General features: G+C 60.9%; 25 protein-coding genes and 1 pseudogene. 25 read left to right on the forward strand and 1 reads right to left on the reverse strand.

Going from position 1 to position 17,536, the window contains the following annotated elements:
* The first annotated feature begins 8 nt into the window (after positions 1-8).
* The 25 genes from VEB01_RS19285 (at position 9) to VEB01_RS19405 (ending at position 17,377) form a co-directional block, all read left to right on the forward strand.
* Positions 9-344: a Rieske 2Fe-2S domain-containing protein gene (locus tag VEB01_RS19285; protein ID WP_324878308.1), complete on the forward strand. Its 336-nt coding sequence runs from the start codon at positions 9-11 to the stop codon at positions 342-344.
* A gap of 56 nt (positions 345-400) precedes the next feature.
* Entirely contained in the window at positions 401-682 is a 282-nt protein-coding gene (locus tag VEB01_RS19290; RefSeq protein WP_324878310.1) for a hypothetical protein, read from the forward strand.
* A 152-nt stretch (positions 683-834) separates the two neighbouring features.
* Complete coding sequence (gene rsxA, locus VEB01_RS19295; protein WP_324878357.1) at positions 835-1,416, forward strand: electron transport complex subunit RsxA; 582 nt, start codon at positions 835-837, stop codon at positions 1,414-1,416.
* 9 nt (positions 1,417-1,425) lie between these two features.
* Positions 1,426-1,971, forward strand: coding sequence for an RnfABCDGE type electron transport complex subunit B (locus VEB01_RS19300; protein ID WP_324878312.1), 546 nt, complete (start codon positions 1,426-1,428; stop codon positions 1,969-1,971).
* A gap of 2 nt (positions 1,972-1,973) precedes the next feature.
* Entirely contained in the window at positions 1,974-3,452 is a 1,479-nt protein-coding gene (gene rsxC, locus VEB01_RS19305) for an electron transport complex subunit RsxC (protein WP_324878314.1), read from the forward strand.
* A complete protein-coding gene (locus VEB01_RS19310) occupies positions 3,449-4,531 on the forward strand; it encodes an RnfABCDGE type electron transport complex subunit D (RefSeq protein WP_324878316.1) in 1,083 nt (360 codons plus the stop codon). The genes rsxC and VEB01_RS19310 overlap by 4 nt, the downstream gene beginning before the upstream one ends.
* Positions 4,528-5,232: an electron transport complex subunit RsxG gene (gene rsxG / locus VEB01_RS19315; protein WP_324878318.1), complete on the forward strand. Its 705-nt coding sequence runs from the start codon at positions 4,528-4,530 to the stop codon at positions 5,230-5,232. Before VEB01_RS19310 ends, rsxG begins: the two co-directional genes overlap by 4 nt.
* 484 nt (positions 5,233-5,716) lie before the next feature.
* Positions 5,717-6,406 carry an electron transport complex subunit E gene (locus VEB01_RS19320; protein WP_324878320.1) on the forward strand — a complete coding sequence of 230 codons (690 nt, stop codon included), beginning with the start codon at positions 5,717-5,719 and terminating at the stop codon, positions 6,404-6,406.
* Between the two features lie 11 nt (positions 6,407-6,417).
* Entirely contained in the window at positions 6,418-6,699 is a 282-nt protein-coding gene (locus VEB01_RS19325; RefSeq protein ID WP_324878322.1) for an RnfH family protein, read from the forward strand.
* Positions 6,700-6,970: 271 nt separating this feature from the next.
* Entirely contained in the window at positions 6,971-7,435 is a 465-nt protein-coding gene (bfr, locus tag VEB01_RS19330; protein ID WP_324878324.1) for a bacterioferritin, read from the forward strand.
* A gap of 305 nt (positions 7,436-7,740) precedes the next feature.
* Positions 7,741-9,318 (forward strand): nitrogenase cofactor biosynthesis protein NifB, encoded by a 1,578-nt coding sequence (gene nifB, locus VEB01_RS19335; RefSeq protein WP_324878326.1) that lies wholly within the window; start codon positions 7,741-7,743, stop codon positions 9,316-9,318.
* An 81-nt stretch (positions 9,319-9,399) separates the two neighbouring features.
* Positions 9,400-9,624, forward strand: a complete 225-nt coding sequence (locus tag VEB01_RS19340) for a 4Fe-4S binding protein (RefSeq protein WP_324878328.1) — start codon at positions 9,400-9,402, stop codon at positions 9,622-9,624.
* Between the two features lie 9 nt (positions 9,625-9,633).
* Positions 9,634-10,017: a HesB/IscA family protein gene (locus VEB01_RS19345; protein ID WP_324878330.1), complete on the forward strand. Its 384-nt coding sequence runs from the start codon at positions 9,634-9,636 to the stop codon at positions 10,015-10,017.
* The gene (locus VEB01_RS19350) at positions 10,014-10,607 is read left to right on the forward strand and encodes a tetratricopeptide repeat protein (protein WP_324878332.1); all 594 of its coding nucleotides are present in this window, start codon (positions 10,014-10,016) and stop codon (positions 10,605-10,607) included. The genes VEB01_RS19345 and VEB01_RS19350 overlap by 4 nt, the downstream gene beginning before the upstream one ends.
* Positions 10,591-11,379: a 4Fe4S-binding leucine-rich repeat protein gene (locus VEB01_RS19355; RefSeq protein WP_324878334.1), complete on the forward strand. Its 789-nt coding sequence runs from the start codon at positions 10,591-10,593 to the stop codon at positions 11,377-11,379. The genes VEB01_RS19350 and VEB01_RS19355 overlap by 17 nt, the downstream gene beginning before the upstream one ends.
* 21 nt (positions 11,380-11,400) lie before the next feature.
* Positions 11,401-11,724, forward strand: coding sequence for a nitrogen fixation protein NifZ (locus VEB01_RS19360; protein ID WP_324878336.1), 324 nt, complete (start codon positions 11,401-11,403; stop codon positions 11,722-11,724).
* Positions 11,721-11,990: a nitrogen fixation protein NifZ gene (locus VEB01_RS19365; RefSeq protein WP_324878338.1), complete on the forward strand. Its 270-nt coding sequence runs from the start codon at positions 11,721-11,723 to the stop codon at positions 11,988-11,990. The genes VEB01_RS19360 and VEB01_RS19365 overlap by 4 nt, the downstream gene beginning before the upstream one ends.
* Positions 11,991-12,236: 246 nt before the next feature.
* Positions 12,237-12,596, forward strand: coding sequence for a DUF3024 domain-containing protein (locus VEB01_RS19370; RefSeq protein WP_324878339.1), 360 nt, complete (start codon positions 12,237-12,239; stop codon positions 12,594-12,596).
* Entirely contained in the window at positions 12,593-13,741 is a 1,149-nt protein-coding gene (locus VEB01_RS19375) for a cysteine desulfurase family protein (RefSeq protein WP_324878340.1), read from the forward strand. Before VEB01_RS19370 ends, VEB01_RS19375 begins: the two co-directional genes overlap by 4 nt.
* A gap of 377 nt (positions 13,742-14,118) precedes the next feature.
* Positions 14,119-14,331 carry a putative nitrogen fixation protein NifT gene (nifT, locus tag VEB01_RS19380; protein ID WP_324878342.1) on the forward strand — a complete coding sequence of 71 codons (213 nt, stop codon included), beginning with the start codon at positions 14,119-14,121 and terminating at the stop codon, positions 14,329-14,331.
* 2 nt (positions 14,332-14,333) lie between these two features.
* The gene (locus VEB01_RS19385) at positions 14,334-14,597 is read left to right on the forward strand and encodes a hypothetical protein (protein WP_324878344.1); all 264 of its coding nucleotides are present in this window, start codon (positions 14,334-14,336) and stop codon (positions 14,595-14,597) included.
* A gap of 9 nt (positions 14,598-14,606) precedes the next feature.
* Positions 14,607-15,761, forward strand: a complete 1,155-nt coding sequence (locus VEB01_RS19390) for a DegT/DnrJ/EryC1/StrS family aminotransferase (RefSeq protein WP_324878347.1) — start codon at positions 14,607-14,609, stop codon at positions 15,759-15,761.
* Between the two features lie 178 nt (positions 15,762-15,939).
* Positions 15,940-16,224 (forward strand): 2Fe-2S iron-sulfur cluster-binding protein, encoded by a 285-nt coding sequence (locus VEB01_RS19395; protein WP_324878349.1) that lies wholly within the window; start codon positions 15,940-15,942, stop codon positions 16,222-16,224.
* A gap of 14 nt (positions 16,225-16,238) precedes the next feature.
* Positions 16,239-16,523 carry a hypothetical protein gene (locus VEB01_RS19400; RefSeq protein WP_324878351.1) on the forward strand — a complete coding sequence of 95 codons (285 nt, stop codon included), beginning with the start codon at positions 16,239-16,241 and terminating at the stop codon, positions 16,521-16,523.
* Positions 16,520-17,377 (forward strand): SIR2 family NAD-dependent protein deacylase, encoded by an 858-nt coding sequence (locus tag VEB01_RS19405; RefSeq protein WP_324878352.1) that lies wholly within the window; start codon positions 16,520-16,522, stop codon positions 17,375-17,377. The genes VEB01_RS19400 and VEB01_RS19405 overlap by 4 nt, the downstream gene beginning before the upstream one ends.
* 38 nt (positions 17,378-17,415) lie before the next feature.
* Here VEB01_RS19405 and VEB01_RS19410 read toward each other — a convergent pair.
* A pseudogene (locus VEB01_RS19410) lies at positions 17,416-17,536 on the reverse strand (IS110 family transposase); the annotation flags it as partial.

Below are 17,536 nucleotides of genomic sequence, written 5' to 3' on the forward strand. Positions count from 1 at the left end.
TAGCGGTGATGAATTACACCTCCGTATGCAAATACAAAAACCTCGGGGAAGGCGAAATGGTGCCTTTTACCGTGGAGGGCCACGAGATATTGCTGGTCTGGGCGGATGGCGGGGAACTCAAGGCTTTTCAAGGCGCCTGCCCGCATCAGAACGGCCATTTGAAATATGGCGGGTTCAACGGCCGGATTCTCACTTGCGTCCTTCACAACTGGGTGTTCGATGCACGTACCGGCCAAGGCTTGAGCCCACCGGGCTGTGCGCTGGAAGAGTATCCGCTGCGGATCGAAGACGGGATGGTCCAGGTGGATCTCTCGGGATTTTTGTCTTCCGGCTCCCCGACCTGAAGCGGAGAGCGGCCGCGCGAGTTTTTGGTCTTTTTATTCGTCTTGGGAGAACTGTTATGGCGAGTTATGAAAAATTAAAAAACGATATGTCGATCTGCGATGGTGCGCGAGTCGGCGGGTATGCCAATGCCTGTCGAGGACAGTTGTACCGCTGCACGGGCTGCGGCGCCGTGGGCTGCCGGCAAGCCAAGGATCATGCCTGCACCAAACAGGGATTCAGCGTTGCATTCAAGTGTTATGCCTGCGGCGCGATCGGACAACAGGAAGCGGTTGTCTCCGGTCACGCAGGCAGCAAGAGTGCCGCGAGTACTCCGGAGCGGCTGGCGAACACCGATTGAAAGCCTGTGAAAAATCTACTGCGCGACCCGAGTCCGTTCCTGCGATGCTCAACGTACTCCCTTGTACGCCTGCGCTTCTCGAAACGGACTCGGGTCGCTCGCGACGGTTTTTTACAAGCTTTAACAGACCCGGAAAACGAGGTTAGGCGATGATGCGCGAATACCTGATGCTTTTGCTGGGTACCGCTTTGGTCAACAACGTGGTGCTGGTCAAGTTTTTGGGGCTGTGTCCCTTCATGGGGGTGTCGAAGAAGCTGGATTCGGCGCTCGGCATGGGTTTGGCCACAACCTTCGTGCTGACGCTGACCGCCGTGGCCAGCTGGGGCATCGAGCGTTACCTGCTGGACCCGCTCGACATCGGGTTCCTCAGGATTCTTGCGTTCATTCTGGTCATCGCCGCCGTGGTCCAGTTCACCGAGATGGTGGTGCGCAAGACCAGCCCGCTGCTCTACCAGGTGCTCGGCATTTTCCTGCCGCTCATCACCACCAACTGCGCCGTGCTGGGGGTGGCGCTCCTGAATATCCAGCAGGACTACGATTTTCTGCACAGCGCCCTGTTCGGATTCGGGTCCGCCCTGGGGTTCACCCTGGTCATGGTGATTTTCGCCGGTATCCGGGAGCGCCTGACCCTCATGAATGTTCCGGAAGCTTTCGCCGGAACGCCGATCGCCTTTGTCACCGCCGGGATTCTGTCCCTGGCCTTCATGGGATTCGCCGGACTCAACGCACATTAGGGGTCGACCATGTACATCCTGTTTGCCGTCATCAGCCTTACCGCTTTAGGACTCGCCCTGGGCTTCATGCTCGGAGCCGCCGCGCGTTACTTCAAGGTCGAGGACAATCCTCTGGTCGACGAGATCGAACGGATGATGCCCGGCTCGCAATGCGGCCAATGCGGCTATCCCGGCTGCCGGCCGGCGGCGGAAGCTTTGGTCGCGGGCAACGCCTCGGCCACGCTGTGCCCGCCCGGCGGCAAGGCCCTGGCCGAACAGTTGGCGAACAAGCTCGCCCTGGAGATCGATCTGGCCGGCCTGAAGGACCAGGTTCCCATGGTGGCGAAAGTCAGTGAGGCAACGTGCATCGGCTGTGCCCGCTGCTTCAAGGTCTGTCCCACGGACGCCATCGTCGGCGCACCCAAGCAAATCCACGCCGTGGTGTCCGAGGCCTGCATTGCCTGCGGAAAATGCGTGGACGTCTGCCCGACGGAATGCCTGGGGATGCACCCCGTCAAAACCACCTTGCGCAATTGGCGTTGGGCTAAACCCGAGCCGGTGGCGGTGGGAGCCTAGCCGTGTTGCCGCTGGACATCCATTCGCTGTGGCGCGGACGGGGCAAAATTCGGGGTGGCGTCCATCCGGAATCCCATAAGGAAGCGACCGCCGACCAACCCATCGTCACCGCTTTTCCACTGCCGAATCGGCTCTACCTGCCGCTGCAGCAACACTTGGGACAACCGGCGGAGCCCGTGGTCCGGGTCGGCGACAAGGTGCTGAAGGGACAGTTGCTGGCGGCGAGCCAGGGTCCGATCTCGGCGCCGGTGCATGCCTCGACTTCCGGCACGATTGCGGAAATCACCGAATACCCGGCGCCGCATCCTTCCGGGTTGCCCACCCCGACCCTCGTGCTCGAGCCGGATGGGGAGGATCGCTGGATGGAGTCCGCCGGCATCGACGATCCGTTCAGTTTGACTCCCGAGGACATCTGCGCGCGGGTCGATAAGGCGGGCATCGTCGGCATGGGCGGAGCCGCTTTCCCGTCGGCGATGAAACTGAACCTGGGCTGGAAGACCCGCATTCGGATGCTCATCATCAACGGCGGCGAATGCGAACCTTATCTGACCTGCGATGACCGGCTGATGCGGGAGCGCGCCTTGGAGATCATCGAAGGCGTCCGGATCATGCTGCACGGGCTGCAATGCCCCACCGCCCTGATCGCCATCGAAGACAACAAGCCGGAGGCCTATGCGGCCATGGCCGAGGCGGCGAGAAAGCACGGCCGCATCGAGGTGGTGCTGGTCCCCTCCCTGTATCCCATGGGGTGGGAAAAAAACCTTGTCACCCATCTGACCGGCCGGGAGATACCCGCCGGCGGCCGCCCTACCGATGTGGGGGTGCTGTTGCACAACGTGGCGACCGCCTATGCCGTGCAGCAGGCTATCCGTTATGGACGGCCCTTGATCAGCCGCGTGGTCACGGTAAGCGGCGAAGCGGTGGAACGCCCACGCAATGTCGAAGCCCCGCTCGGTACTCTGCTGTCCGAGCTTCTGGCCTTTTGCGGGCACCGGTCCGAACGGACCGCCCGGTACGTGATGGGCGGCCCCATGATGGGCGACCAACTGCCGCATGTCCTTGTTCCCGTGGTCAAGCGGACCAGCGGCATCCTGGCGCTGACGCCGGAAGAACTCCACGCCGCGGATACCCGTCCCTGCATCCGCTGCGGGCGCTGCGTCTCGGCCTGCCCGGTCGGGCTGTTGCCGCTTGAGATGATGACCCGTATCCGCGCCGGTCAGTTCGACGCCGCCGTGGGTTTCGGTCTCAGGGACTGCATTAACTGCAGTTCCTGTTCCTACGTCTGTCCCTCCCGGATTCCCTTAGTGCAATACTTCAAGTATGCCAGCGGTGAACTGGCGGCGCGCCGGGAGGCTCAACAGAAAACCGAACAGACCAATCGCCTGGCCGAGGAGAAGCAGCGGCGGCTGGAACGAGTCAAGCAGGAAGCCGCCCAGCGCAGAGCGCAAGCCCAGTCCTCCGCCCAAGGCACCACCCCATGAGCGCAGTTCGTCTAGCCCGCTCGCTCCTCACCCGCGCCAACAGCCCGGTGCAGGCCATCATGGCCCGGGTCATGATGGCCCTGGTGCCGGCCACCTGCTTCGGATTGTTTCTGTTCGGCTGGCCGGCGCTCTATCTGTTTTCAACCACCGTCTTGTCAGCCGTGCTGTTCGAAGCCGTTTGCCTGAAATTGGCAGGCAAATCGGCTTCGCTTTTTTTGTGGGATGGCTCGGCACTATTGACCGGTTGGCTGCTGGCGCTGAGTTTGCCACCGTGGGCCCCGTGGTGGATCGGCGTCTCCGGGGCGGCACTCGCCATCATCGTCGGCAAACAGGTTTATGGCGGGATTGGCCAGAACCTCTTCAATCCGGCGATGGTCGCTCGGGTCGCCCTGCTGGTTTCGTTTCCCCTGGAGATGACCACCTGGGTCAAACCGACACCGATGTTCTCCGAACACGCCCCCGGTTTGCTCGAAGCATTCGGAATTACCTTCGTTGGGGCCGGCGCCATTGATGGCGTGGCCAGCGCGACCCTCATTGGATTTGCCAAGACCGAATTGTCCCAAGGCAAAACCCTCGGCGAAGCCTTGGTCTCCGGCCAGTTCGGCTCCTTAAGCGCCTGGCTCGGCTGGACGTCCGGCAGCCTCGGCGAGACCTCGGCCTTGCTCGTGGCGGGCGGAGGAATATGGCTGATCCGGCAACGGGTGATCACTTGGCACATTCCGGTTTCCCTGCTGGGCACCGTCGCTTTTCTGGCCACCGTCTTCCACCTTTTCGACAGCGAGCACTATCTCAGCCCGCTGTGGCACCTGGCTTCCGGAGGCGTGATGCTGGCCGCCTTTTTCATCGCGACCGATTACGTCACCTCGCCCAGCAGCACTCAGGGACAACTCATCTTCGGCGCCGGATGCGGGCTCATCATCTTCGCCATCCGCACCTGGGGCGGTTTTCCCGAGGGCGTGGGTTTCGCCGTGCTGCTGATGAACGCCCTGACCCCGGTGATCGATTATTACGTCCGGCCCCGCATCTATGGGCGCGATTACAAAGGCAGACCTCTGAAATTGCCGGACGGTAAACAATGATCACCCTGAACCGTGAAACACTGCTGGAATTTGCCGATGGCCAATGGAAAAAACTGCGTCGGCAGTTCGACGATCTGGATGCGCTTCGAAAGCGCCTGGATTATCAAACGTATTTGCTGGCCGCGTGCGCCTTGGCCGCCAGCCTGCTGTTAGGGATCGGCGATCTGATCACCAAGGGCGCCATCGAGCGGCGCCAGGCCGAAGACCTACAGGCGACCCTGGGGCAAGTGCTGCCGGAAGGGCTTTACGATAACGACGTCCTGGCAAACCCCAGGCTGGTTCCTTCTGGGGGGGAGGAGACCGGTTTCGAGCGAACCGAGGTTTATGTCGCCAGAAAGAACGGCGAAGTCACCGCCGTCGCCTTCAAAATGCTGGCCCTGGGCGGCTACTCTGGCCCCCTTTCCCTCATCCTGGGCTTGGACCGGGACGGCAAAATTCTCGGCGTCCGGGTAATCGCGCATACCGAAACGCCGGGTTTGGGAGACAAAGTCGAAACCTCCAAGTCCGACTGGATCCTGAAGTTCACCGGCCGCTCCTTGAGCAATACGTCCCCGCAAGGTTGGCGGGTCAAAAAAGACGGCGGCGAGTTCGACCAATTCGCCGGTGCCACCATCACGCCGCGGGCGGTGGTCAAGGGTATCGCCGGGGGGCTCAAGTTCTTCGAGCGCCACCGTCAAGAACTTCTTGCGGCAACCGATTAGAGCATTTTCCTTTCCGTACAGTGAGTTAAATGTCCGAAAACTCTACCAACGTGCCGCTAATCGCGGCGATTGTTTTAGAGTGGGGAGCCGCCCCGCACGCGGGTTCCTTTCTTTTGTGTGGCCAAAAGAAAGGAACCAAAGAAAAGGCCACCCGGCGAGTGCCCCAGTCCTGCGCGTTTCGCCCGGCACCGGGGGCGACCGAAGGCACGTCCCTATGCCTCGGTCGCCGCACGCTTCTTGGCGATGCCGTCCTGCATCGCGGCGAAGGCCGGGGTTCGCCTTCCTTGGCGAACCCGCTCGGCGGGACGCGTGTTCACTGGAGACGCGTCTTGTCCGCCTCGCCCTTCGCGTGCTCCTGCGGACAATTCCGGTGCCGGGCTCCAATGCCCGGGGGCACTCGAACGGGACTGAGAAGACGTGTAACACCCGCTATCGCGGGCGCTACACCACAAACCAGAAACCCGCATAGCGGAGGAAAGCTGTCATGTCCGAATCCTTGAGCAGAATCGCCAAAGAAGGCTTGTGGAGCAACAACATCGTTTTCAGCCAAAGCATCGCCCTGTGTCCCTTGTTGGCGGTCACCGGCACGACCACCAACGGGCTCGGCATGGGGCTTGCCACCACCGCCGTGTTGATGGCCTGCAACTTGTTGATTTCTTATGCACGGTTACTCATACCGCCGGAAATCCGGATTCCCGTCTTCGTCGCGCTGATCGCCATGATCGTCACTTTGGTGGACATGGTAATGAACGCCTGGCTACACGAGTTGCACAAGGTGCTGGGCCTGTTTATTCCGCTAATCGTCACCAATTGCGCCATCCTGGGCCGTGCGGAAGCGTATGCGTCGCGGAAGCCGCCCCTTTACGCTCTGTTCGACGGGCTTGTGATGGGCCTGGGGTTTACCCTGGCTCTGGTGGTCCTTGGCGCGGCCCGAGAGATTACCGGTTCCGGAACCTTATTCGCCAACGCTTCCCTGCTGTTGGGACAAGGTTTCACCTGGCTCGAAACCACGGTCATTCCGGAATACCACGGCTTTTTGCTGATGGCGCTGCCGCCGGGCGGCTTCCTGATGCTGGGTTTTATTCTGGCCGGAAAGAGAATACTGGATAAACGCCTGGATCAAAGGGCGGCGCAAGCGTCGGCCATTGAGCACCCGTTGGCCGAAAGTACCTAAGGTGAATAGATATGCACATCGGCGTCTGTTACGCGGAAGCGGATCGACAGGTGTGGATGCGGCTGGAAGTGCCGGAAAACAGCTTGGTGGAAGAAGCGATCCGCCAGTCCGGCATCTTGAAGCGCTTCCCGGAAATCGATCTCGCCAAACACAAGGTCGGTATCTTCGGCAAACTCGTGAAATTGGACAGCCCCGTCAAGGACGGCGACCGTATCGAAATCTACCGTCCCATCACGGCCGATCCGAAAACCGTCAAGCGCCGCCGCACCGGGAGCGATGACGATGACGATTAAGAGAAGAGGGACGCATCGTGCTGTAGAGCGGGTTTTTGTCGCCCCTGGTTCAAGGCGGCGACGCGCAGGATCAGCGTGCCATTCGGGCGGCCTTTCTTTTGGATACTTTTCTTTGGCCGCGCAAAGTATCTCGCCCGCGGGGCGAGACCCGCTCTAAAACAAGACGCCGCCAACGGCGGCTTCCCTTTCCACGCGGCTCAGCCCATACATCAGAGCTGAAATCGCTAGTATCTCGTTTCTTATAACAACATTCAGACGGAGAACGTCCCCTGTGAAAGGCGATAGCAAAGTCATCGAATATCTCAACAAAGTCCTGACCAACGAACTCACCGCGATCAACCAGTATTTTCTGCACGCGCGGATGTTCAAGAACTGGGGCCTGCACAAACTCAACGAAAAGGAGTACCACGAATCCATCGACGAGATGCAGCATGCCGACAAAGTGATCGAACGCATCCTGTTCCTCGAAGGCCTGCCGAACCTGCAAGACCTGGGCAAGCTCAAGATCGGCGAGCATACCCAGGAAATGCTGGAATGCGATCTGGCCTTGGAAATGGAAGCCATACCCCTGTTACGCGAAGCCATCGTCTATTGCGAGCAGGTCAATGACTACGTGACCCGGGAACTCTTCGAAGACATCCTCGAAAGCGAGGAAGGACACGTCGACTGGCTGGAAACCCAACTGGACCTGATCGGCAAGATCGGGCTCCAGAACTACCAGCAGTCCATGATGTAAACGTTGTCGTAAGGGAACGGCGCGATTCGGGCGGTTTTATACCGCCCTTTTTTTTTGTCCGCTTTTAAACAAATTTCCATGGATATTGGCTTCTTTGTATTCCTCCGGACACTTTTGTTAATGCTTGGTTGTTCATATCGCCATGATTATTAAGCAGGTTTTGCATGGTATGCGGATTGCAAGGTGAAAATCGGTGTTGGGTTCTACGAATGTTTCGTTTCCGACGAGTAAGCCGCGAAGTGATGAAGGCCACTATGCGCGTAATGGAACGAAACGGCGACGAATAGACAGATCAGGAGCAAACCATGCATACAGTGCAGAATCAATCAGGTGCAGAGGGCGTTAACGCACACGCCGCGGAGAACGTGGACGAAATCATGCAAAAGGTCGCCGAGCATAAAGGCTGTGGGACCTCCGGAGGATCCGGGAAAGCCAGTTGCGGTTCCGGTGCGGGCGAAAACGACCTGCCCCCCGAGATTTGGGAAAAGGTCAAGAATCATCCCTGTTACAGCGAGGAAGCGCACCATCATTACGCGCGCATGCACGTGGCGGTAGCTCCGGCCTGCAACATTCAGTGCAATTATTGCAACCGCAAATACGATTGCGCCAACGAGAGCCGTCCCGGCGTCGTGAGCGAAAAGCTCACCCCCGAAATGGCGGCGAAAAAAGTGCTGGCGGTGGCCTCCACCATCCCGCAAATGACCGTGCTCGGCATTGCAGGTCCCGGCGATCCCCTGGCCAATCCGGAAAAGACTTTCAAGACTTTCGAGCTGATCGCCAAAACGGCGCCGGATATCAAGTTGTGCGTGTCGACCAACGGTCTCACGCTGCCCGATCACGTGGAGCGTCTCTCGCAGTACAACATCGACCATGTGACGATCACCATCAACATGATCGACCCGGAAGTGGGCGCCAAGATTTATCCTTGGGTCTACTACAACAAAAAGCGCTACACCGGCGTCGAGGCCGCGAAGATCCTCACCGATCGGCAGCTGCAGGGCCTGGAAATGCTGACCGAACGCGGCATCCTGTCCAAGATCAATTCGGTCATGATTCCCGGAATCAACGACCAGCATCTGATTGAGGTCAACAAAGCCGTCAAGTCCCGCGGCGCCTTCCTGCACAACATCATGCCGCTAATTTCGGCACCGGAGCACGGCACCGTATTTGGCCTGACCGGCCAGCGCGGCCCCACCGCCCAGGAGCTCAAGGCGTTGCAGGACAACTGCGAGGGCGAGATGAACATGATGCGCCACTGCCGCCAGTGCCGGGCCGACGCCGTGGGGCTCCTGGGCGAGGACCGCAGCGCCGAGTTCACCACCGACAAGATCATGGAAATGGAGGTCAACTATGACCTCGAATCCCGCAAGGCCTATCAGGCAGCGGTGGAGAAGGAGCGCGATGCGGTCGTCGCCGCCAAGAAAGCCGAGATGGAATCCCTGGCGGGCGAGCATTCCGATATCAAGATGCTCATCGCCGTGGCCACCAAGGGCGGCGGCAAGGTCAACGAGCATTTCGGGCATGCCAAGGAGTTCCAGGTCTACGAGCTCTCGACCGCGGGCGCCAAATTCGTCGGCCACCGCCGCGTGGACCTCTACTGCCAGGGCGGCTATGGCGAGGAAGACTCTCTCGCGACCATCATCCGCGCCATCAACGACTGCCATGCGGTATTCGTGGCCAAGATCGGCGGCTGTCCCAAAAACGACCTGAAAGCGGCCGGTATCGATCCCGTGGACCAATTCGCCGGCGAATTCATCGAGCAGTCCGCGATCGCCTACTTCAAAGACTATTTGGACAAGGTGAATAGCGGCGAAATCGAGCACGTGGAGCGTGGCGATGCGCATATCCGCCAGGGTGCCTTGATGTCGGCGGAAGCGGCTTAAAGACCCATCGTTTAGGGTATCCATCCGCCTCCCGGAACGGCGCATCCCGGGAGGCGGCCCAACCTCTGAGGAGTAAAAAACATGGCCTACAAGATCGTGAAAGACAACTGCACCGGTTGTTCCGCGTGCGAACCCGAGTGCCCGAACAAGGCGATTTCCGAGACGAAGGACGGTCTGTTCATCATCGACCCCGCCAAGTGCACCGAGTGCATCGGACATCACGACGAAGCGCAGTGCGTGGCCGTCTGTCCCATCGACCATACCTGCGTCATCGACGACAGCTATCCCCGTTACCAAGCAGCCTAGGTGGAATCCATGGATCTGACTATTACCCCGAGTGCGGAAAAATTCATCCGGCGCATGGTGCGTTTCGGTGGCGCCGGCGAAGACGCCGGTTTCCGCCTGTCCGTGAGCCCTGGCGGCTGCTCCGGCCTGGCTTCGGAATTCAGCGTGGAAGCCGAGCCCAAGCCCGGCGACGCCGTGGTCGTACATAACGGCCTCAAGCTGTTCCTGCCGGTGGAGAGCCGTTTGCTTCTGCAAGGCGTCACCATCGATTTTTCCGAGACGCCAATGTCCAGCGGCTTTGTGTTCCACAATCCGAATTCGGCGGGTTGCGGCACCTGCAGCAGCAGCGCGCCGGCTGGACCGGGCACGGCCACGGTGTCCGTGGCCGCGATTCAGGTCAAGAACAGCCATTGACCCGCGGTCGCGCCAACATGCACAACAGTCTTGCGCAAGGACAGTCTGCCGAGGAACCGCCGTTCATGCCGGACGCCTCGGATCTCGGGGTTGACGGAGACGCCGCCGCGGCCGCCTGTTTGGGCTTGGGGCTGCCCGAAGAGGCCGAGCGGCATCTACAACTCGCCGGGCTCAGCTACCATCGAGACGAAGAGGCCCTTGCGCATCTGCAAGCCGCCTGGCAGGCGGCGCCCGGTCATGCCGCGGTCTATATCGGCTTGTACCGGTTCTATTTCTACAAGAACCGGCTGCAGGAAGCCTTGGACGTCGCCCGCGACTGCCTGAGGAAAGCCGCTCTCGACAACGGCTTGCCGGAGGACTGGCGTGCAGCGAAAGCAACCGACGCGAATTTCGGCAGTTTCGACGCGATATTGCCCCGGTTTTTTTTGTTCACCCTTAAAGGTTACGGTTATTTGCATCTGCGATTGGGGCAGCTCGACGAAGGGCGTGCCGCCATCGAGAAGCTGTTGGAACTCGACCCCGGCGACAAACTCGGGGGCAAGGTGCTGCTGAACGTCCTGGAGAGGCAGATCCATGGAGACGAAGACTGACATCGAGGAAGCTCGCGACTGGGAGGGCAGGCTGTTGGACTGCGCCGGGTGCGAGCGCCTTGCGGAACGGGATCATGGCCGCTGCCGCTTGGGCCATGCCTGCGCGCACGACCGTTACGCCCGTCGCATCGACCGGTTTTTCCGCTGGAATCCGCAGCTTGCGAAGGAATATCTCGGCCATGCCTATTTCGAGACCCGGGCCGCGGCGGCGAAATACGTCGAGGTGTTTCAGTTGCCGCGCCTGATCGCGGACTCGGACGAAACCGTAAGGCAAAGCGTCGCCCAGCGTCTGCCCGTACGTTCCAGGCATTTGAAGGCGCTGAGCCGTGACCCCCATCGCGAGGTGCGTATCCGGGTTGCCGAGCGTCTGGAACTCGGGGACCTCGTCGCGATGATCGGCGATTCCGATTACTACGTCAGGCAAATCGTGGCGCGTCGTCTCTCGCCCGGCCTGCTCGTCCGGATGCTGCACGACGCCGATCCGGAAGTTCGCAAGGTGGTGGCACGGCGGGTGGGCAGCGAATGGCTGCACACGATGGCAAGAGATCAGGACCTGGGCGTGCGGCTGGAAGCGGTACGGCGCATGGATGAGGGCCAACTGGAGCGTTATAGGGAGGACCCTGACTGGCGGGTGCGTTATGAGGTTGCCAGTCGGCTGGACCCCGCCGAACTCGATCCGATGCGCGACGACCCCGATGCCGCGGTGCGGGAGCTGGTCGGGCAACGCCTCGATGGACGGCACAATGTCGGCGTATTACCGGAAGCCTGTTAACAACCGATTGAGGAGCTTGAAATGGGTGACATCAGTCGCGACAGCGATACCAATGAACTGACCGATCCGCCGCGCTTCAATTTCGGCGAAAAGGTGAAGTCGAAAAAGGTGGTCCGCAACGACGGCACCTTCAACGGTAGGGACATCGGCGAGGTCCTGGTCAAGAAAGGCGAGGTGGGTTACATCAAGAGCATCAACACCTTTCTTCAGCAGTTTTACATTTACGCCGTGGATTTTCCGGAACGTGGTTACGCGGTGGGCATGAAGGGCCGGGAAATCGAGTCCCTGGATAATCCCCCGCCGCCCAAATCGGCCATAGCGCCGGAGGGAGAACAACTCGCATGATCGAACCACGCACCCCGATTTATCAATGGGGACAAAAAGTCTGCACCGAGACGGATCTGTATAACGACGGCACCTACCCGGACCGCGAACCGGAGGCTTTGCTGGTCGCTGCGGGCAGCGAGGGCGAGATCGTGCAGGTCGGCTTCCACGAGGAAGCCAATATTCCCGTGTACCTGGTCGAATTTGCGAATGGCTGCGTGGTGGGCTGCTTCGAAGAGGAACTCCGCTCCGAGCAGGGTTCGGCCCCGGTCGCCGGCGTTCTGTAAACGGCAGCAGGTAGGCCGAAAGCCTGTCCTGAGCCCGGTCGAAAGGCGAAGTGTTTCCGGCGCGACCAGGCTGAACGGAAGACCTTGGGCTGGTTCCCGACCTCCAGGCTGGGAACCGAATTTCTCGGAAGCTCCGGCTTCCCGCGTCTCGCGAAGCGGGAGCTTCTGAAGCCCGCATTCCCAAGCCGGAGCTTGGGAACGAGCGGACAGTGGTGGCAAGAATTCTTGTGCGGAGGCTTTGACGCTATGAACGGCAATCTTGCGCAATCCGATCCGGCGGCCGTGTGTCCACATCCCAACGAAGTGGATCGCAAGCGCATCGCGCGCGGGCTCAATAACCGCAAGCGCTATCGCTATGTCACCCCGGAAGTGCATCCCACCGCGAACGGCTATGAGGTCGTGAGTCCTTGTTGCTCGCGGAATATCGATCCCGGTGGCGGGATGATCGATATCGCCCGTCTGGAATTCCAGAATCACTTGCGCTGCTGGAGCCTGTACCGCAAGGATCACGGCGCAGGCCAGTGGATCAAGCATGGGGAATATCACGCCTTGCCTCAAATTCTCGAACTCTTGAACGAAGACCCGGATAGGCTGTTCTGGCAATGAGCAACGCTTCGATTTATTTGGACAACAATGCCACCACGGCGGTGGCGCCGGAGTGCGTGGATGCCATGGCGCGCTGTCTGCGAGAGCATTACGGCAATCCGTCGAGCAAGCATCACGTGGGCGAATCGGCCAAGATGCAGACCCTCGACGGCCGCGCTAAAGTGGCGGCGCTGCTCGGCGCCACGCCTCCCGAGATCGTATTCACCAGCGGCGGCACCGAGGCCAACCATCAGGCCATCCTGGGAGGACTCGCCCTCTCGCCGGAGCGGCGGCACATCGTCACCAGCCAGGTGGAGCATCCTTCCACCCTGGCCTTGCTGGGCCATCTTGAAACCCAGGGCGTGCGTGTGACCTACCTGCCGGTGGACGGCCAGGGGCGGCTCGATCTCGGAGCGCTGGAGCAAGCCGTCACGCCGGACACGGCCCTGATCTCCCTGATGTGGGTCAATAACGAAACCGGCGTCCTGTTCCCCATCGCGGAAGCCGCCAAAATCGCCGCGGCCAAGGGCGTTCTGTTCCATACCGACGCGGTTCAGGCGGTAGGCAAAACGCCCATCGACCTCCGCAAGATTCCGGTGGATTTCCTCTCCTTTTCGGGCCACAAGCTCCATGCGCCCAAGGGCGTGGGCACACTGTTCGTGCGCAAGGGGCGGAAACCGCCGCCGCTCTTGTTCGGGCACCAGGAAAGAGGCCGCCGCGGCAGCACCGAGAACGTGCCGGGGATCGCCGCCCTCGGGGTGGCGGCCGAGCTGGCCGGGCAAGCTTTGGAAAGCATGGAACTTCGGATTTCGGGCCTGCGCGACCGCCTGGAAAACGAACTTCTCGCGCGGATTCCCGGGGCCGTCGTCAACGGCGCCGGCACCGAACGGGTCGGAAACACCACCAGCCTGTGCCTCGGGAAGCTCGATGCCGAACCGATTCTCAACAAGCTCGACCGGGCCGGAATCTGCGCCTCGGCGGGCGCGGCCTGCACCTCTGCGGGGACCGAACCTTCGCACGTGCTGACCGCCATGGGGCTGACTCCCGAAGCGGCGCTCGGAACGATCCGTTTCTCCTTGAGCCGCTACACCACGGCGGCCGAGATCGATCGAGTCATGGCGGTTCTGCCGGGAATCGTGCAAACACTGGTAGCCGAGGTCGCATGAATCGGGGGAGTGCTATCTCTTGCCACGTGAGAGACTTCCCGGCAAACCACTGGCCGCTAATTGTGTCCAGGGACCTGACAACTAACAGGGTGGGTTAGACGCGCATGACTCTCGTGACAACCGTCTGCTCCGGGCTTGATGCGCGTCGTAACCCACCGATCGGCGTCGAAGATTCCGACCGCCGCTGCTCGGTGGGTTTGCTCACCCCTTCCGTGGGGCGAGCGCTTCGCGCCGGGCTTCGCCCGTCCAAATCCGCTCCATGCGGATTTGTCGGTGCGCGGAAAGGTTCATCTCTAACGGCCAGACCATCGAACGGGCACCTAACCCACCCTACGAAACTTTAAATTCATAGTTTTTAAACCCAGCTGGAGTACCGCATGAAGGTCATGATCCGAAGAAATTCCACCGGCGAACTGTCCGTCTACGTTCCGAAAAAAGACCTGGAGGAGCCCATCGTCTCCCAGGAAAAACCGGAACTGTGGGGCGGACTGGTCACGCTGGCGAATGGCTGGGAATTGTCGCTGCCGTCCATGGCCGCCGATACCTCGCTGCCGATCACGGTCGATGCCCGCCGGGTGAGCGGGGACTGACCGTGGCGCTCACCACTGAAGCGCTCGAGGAAATCCGGACGCTGCTGGAAAGCGATGCACCCGCCACCGATCGCTGCGCGGGCGTCCGCAAGAGCTTTCCGGGGCTATCGCTGACCCGGTGCGATGCCAGCGATATGGGCCCCGAGGTTCCGGCTTTCGAAACCGCCGAGTTTTGCGTCTACCTGATAGACACCTCGGAACACTGCGTACGCCTTACCGGCGATCCGGCCGGAGCAACCGGCCTGATCGTCGCTCAAAAAAGGTAGCTGCCGATCATGAGTACCCTGCCTACTATCCTGCTCTCGGACCCCGATATCAGCCTGGCTGAACTCGAGGCTGTGGAAAACGTCCTGAAGTCGCCACGCTTGAGTGCGGGCCCCATGGTCGAAGCCTTCGAAGCGGCGTTTGCCGAATACATCGGGCGCAAGCACGCCGTGGCGGTGAGCAGTGCCACCATGGGCCTGATGCTGGCGCTCAAGTCCTATGGCATAGGTCCCGGAGACGAGGTCATCGCCTCGGCGTTCGGCTTCCGCGAAACCGTTCATGGCATCGCCCTGGCCGGGGCGACGCCGATCTTCGCGGACATCGAGTACTGGTCGGGAACCCTGGTCCCCGAGAAGGCCGCGGCGGGAATCACGCCGAAAACCCGTGCCATCGTGGCCGGCAACACCAACGGCCATCCGGCAATGTGGCCGGCCTTTCGCGAGTTGGCCGAGAAGCACTCCCTGCTGCTTATCGAAGATTCCAGCGAAGCCATCGGCTCCCGTTATCAAGGCCGTTTGGTGGGCAGCTTCGGGGATTGCGCGGTGTTCGACCTCTCTCAGCCGTCGCCCCTCACCTGCGGCGAGGGAGGCATCGTGGTGACCGACGACGGCGACTTGGCCGGGCGGCTGCGTAGCTTTCGTGCGCGCCGGCTCGAAGAGCGGCATTCGGTGGTATTGGGCGATGTGCCGCCCTACCGGGCGGAACTCAGCGAACTCAGCGCCGCTCTGGGACTGGTGCAGTTGCAGCGGCTGGAGGGAATCCTGGAACGCCGCAAACTGATCGAAGCCTATTACGACGCCCACATGCAATCCTTCGAAGGCATCAAGCCCCCGTATCTGGCTCCGGATGTGGATGAGGCCCATTGGTTCCTCTACCTGGTCCATCTCGGTACCCGCTTTTCCCGTTCGAGCCGCGACGCCATCATCCAGGATTTGGCCACCGAGCAGATCGAGACCGTGCCCTATTGCCGTCCGCTGCACCTGCAGCGTTTTTATGGGAATCTGGGCTATCGCAAGGGCGATTTCTTCGTCACCGAGAAGCTGGCGGACCGTGCCGTCGCGCTGCCTTTCCACAACCATATCACGGAGGACCAGGTGGGCTTCATCGTCAAGACCGCCAAGGATGCCTCGATCAATATCGGGGCCGGCTCGGCGATTTACTTGTGAACGGCTATGAAAAAACCTGCTGCGCGCCCCGAGTCCATTCCTGCGATGCTCAACGTACCCCCTTGTACGCCTGCGCTTCTCGAAACGGACTCGGGTCGCTCGCGACGATCTTTTAATAACCTCTGAGCCGATGTCGGGCTTTTTGCGCGCCGGGAAGAGACGGAATGCGAAAGCCTCGGTGACCGTTCTGCCCTCGGGCAAAACGGTGCAGGTGGCGAGCGGCGTCAATCTGCTCGAAGTCGTGCTCGCGGCAGGCGAGGGAATCGTGCACCAATGCGGGGGCCGCGCGCGCTGCGGCTCCTGTCATGTGCTGGTGCGGGAGGGCTGCCGGAGCCTATCCAAAATCCGGCGGGAAGAGCTCGAACGGCTCGCTCGACTAGACGGCGCGAACGTGTCCTCACGGCTGGCCTGCCAGGCGGTATTGGGCACGCATAACGTCACGGTGGAATTAATCAGTCATTGATCGGAGGAAATATTATGGCGACCACAGAAGTTAACGCCGATTCGTCGGCACCTGCGGCGGATGCCAATGCCGCGCAACGAACCGAATGCATGATCCATCTCCGCTTCAACCCGGACGGGACGGTGTCGGAAATCGGCGAACGCCCGCAAGGGGTAAAGGCGCATGACTGGTTCAAATATCTGAGCCAGCATACCCAAAACAGCTATCAGGCCTTGTCCGGCGGACGCGGGCTGTTTCGCCTTCCTCGTACCGAAGTGGATGCCTTGAAGGCCGCGTGCGCCGCGGAGAGCACGTCATGAGCGCGGTGTTTCCGGGCCATTTGGCGGAGGATTTTGCGGCGGGACGGATCATTCCCTATCTCGGCCCCGGGGTTCTGGATTTGGCACCGGATGCAACGGTGCCGAGTTCGCCGGAGACCTTGGTGGAGCTGATTACGGCCAAGGTCACCGTGCCTCACAAGATCCGCAAGAATCTCACCGCGGCCAGCCAGTACATCGAAAACTTCAAGCATCGGAAGACCCTGGTGGGACTTCTGCAGGAAGCTTTCCAGGGCCAGCCGCAACCCACCATCCTCCATAATTTCCTGGCCAATGTCCCGAATCCCCTGCCGCTGATCGTCGATGCCTGGTACGACGCCACCATGGCGGCCGCCCTGGCTGCGCGCAGTGATTTCGGGCAAGTGCAAGGCGTGAGCCGGGCGGAGCATTTCACTGATTGGGTTCACTATTTCCGCGCCGACGGCACCAAGGCGGAGGCGGAGGAAGCGGCAGGATGGACAACCTTGTTGTACAAGCCCTTGGGTTCGATCGCGCCCGCGTCCAACTTCATCATTTCGGATTCCGACTACGTGGAAGTGCTCACGGAAATCGATATCCAGACCCCCATTCCGGAGCGGGTGAAGGAAATCCGAACTGGCCGCCATTTCCTGTTCCTGGGCTGCCGCTTCCGCAACCAGTTGGAGCGCAGCTATGCGCGGCAGATCATGAAGCGTTCCACCGAGCGGCATTTTGCGGTACTGGAAGGCGAACTCACCCGCAACGAAACACGGTTCTTCAGGGAGCAGGGCATCGAGCGGATCGACATGCCCTTGGCCGAGTTCGTCGCCGGGCTCACCGGAACTCCGGTGGAGTCCCGCCGCGCGGCGGTAGCCTGATGATGAAGGGCTCGGAGTCGTAGATACTGTTATCCGGGTCAAGCGCCATGCAGGGCTGGATCGAAGGGTTTTTCGGATTTGAGGACGCCGAAGGCGACCTGCAAAAGCTTGCGCATCATGGCGCCGATGATGAGCTTGGCGGGTTTACCCGAAAGCGCG

This window comes from Methylocaldum sp. (assembly GCF_035627495.1).
In the GTDB taxonomy this organism is placed as follows: domain Bacteria; phylum Pseudomonadota; class Gammaproteobacteria; order Methylococcales; family Methylococcaceae; genus Methylocaldum.

What these genes read in the sequence shown, in the direction of transcription:
- VEB01_RS19285 (WP_324878308.1), top strand. Translation starts at nt 9, where the DNA reads ATGAATTACACCTCCGTATGCAAATACAAAAACCTCGGGGAAGGCGAA.
- VEB01_RS19290 (WP_324878310.1), top strand. Translation starts at nt 401, where the DNA reads ATGGCGAGTTATGAAAAATTAAAAAACGATATGTCGATCTGCGATGGT.
- rsxA (WP_324878357.1), top strand. Translation starts at nt 835, where the DNA reads ATGCGCGAATACCTGATGCTTTTGCTGGGTACCGCTTTGGTCAACAAC.
- VEB01_RS19300 (WP_324878312.1), top strand. Translation starts at nt 1,426, where the DNA reads ATGTACATCCTGTTTGCCGTCATCAGCCTTACCGCTTTAGGACTCGCC.
- VEB01_RS19310 (WP_324878316.1), top strand. Translation starts at nt 3,449, where the DNA reads ATGAGCGCAGTTCGTCTAGCCCGCTCGCTCCTCACCCGCGCCAACAGC.
- rsxG (WP_324878318.1), top strand. Translation starts at nt 4,528, where the DNA reads ATGATCACCCTGAACCGTGAAACACTGCTGGAATTTGCCGATGGCCAA.
- VEB01_RS19320 (WP_324878320.1), top strand. Translation starts at nt 5,717, where the DNA reads ATGTCCGAATCCTTGAGCAGAATCGCCAAAGAAGGCTTGTGGAGCAAC.
- VEB01_RS19325 (WP_324878322.1), top strand. Translation starts at nt 6,418, where the DNA reads ATGCACATCGGCGTCTGTTACGCGGAAGCGGATCGACAGGTGTGGATG.
- nifB (WP_324878326.1), top strand. Translation starts at nt 7,741, where the DNA reads ATGCATACAGTGCAGAATCAATCAGGTGCAGAGGGCGTTAACGCACAC.
- VEB01_RS19340 (WP_324878328.1), top strand. Translation starts at nt 9,400, where the DNA reads ATGGCCTACAAGATCGTGAAAGACAACTGCACCGGTTGTTCCGCGTGC.
- VEB01_RS19345 (WP_324878330.1), top strand. Translation starts at nt 9,634, where the DNA reads ATGGATCTGACTATTACCCCGAGTGCGGAAAAATTCATCCGGCGCATG.
- VEB01_RS19355 (WP_324878334.1), top strand. Translation starts at nt 10,591, where the DNA reads ATGGAGACGAAGACTGACATCGAGGAAGCTCGCGACTGGGAGGGCAGG.
- VEB01_RS19360 (WP_324878336.1), top strand. Translation starts at nt 11,401, where the DNA reads ATGGGTGACATCAGTCGCGACAGCGATACCAATGAACTGACCGATCCG.
- VEB01_RS19365 (WP_324878338.1), top strand. Translation starts at nt 11,721, where the DNA reads ATGATCGAACCACGCACCCCGATTTATCAATGGGGACAAAAAGTCTGC.
- VEB01_RS19370 (WP_324878339.1), top strand. Translation starts at nt 12,237, where the DNA reads ATGAACGGCAATCTTGCGCAATCCGATCCGGCGGCCGTGTGTCCACAT.
- VEB01_RS19375 (WP_324878340.1), top strand. Translation starts at nt 12,593, where the DNA reads ATGAGCAACGCTTCGATTTATTTGGACAACAATGCCACCACGGCGGTG.
- nifT (WP_324878342.1), top strand. Translation starts at nt 14,119, where the DNA reads ATGAAGGTCATGATCCGAAGAAATTCCACCGGCGAACTGTCCGTCTAC.
- VEB01_RS19390 (WP_324878347.1), top strand. Translation starts at nt 14,607, where the DNA reads ATGAGTACCCTGCCTACTATCCTGCTCTCGGACCCCGATATCAGCCTG.
- VEB01_RS19400 (WP_324878351.1), top strand. Translation starts at nt 16,239, where the DNA reads ATGGCGACCACAGAAGTTAACGCCGATTCGTCGGCACCTGCGGCGGAT.
- VEB01_RS19405 (WP_324878352.1), top strand. Translation starts at nt 16,520, where the DNA reads ATGAGCGCGGTGTTTCCGGGCCATTTGGCGGAGGATTTTGCGGCGGGA.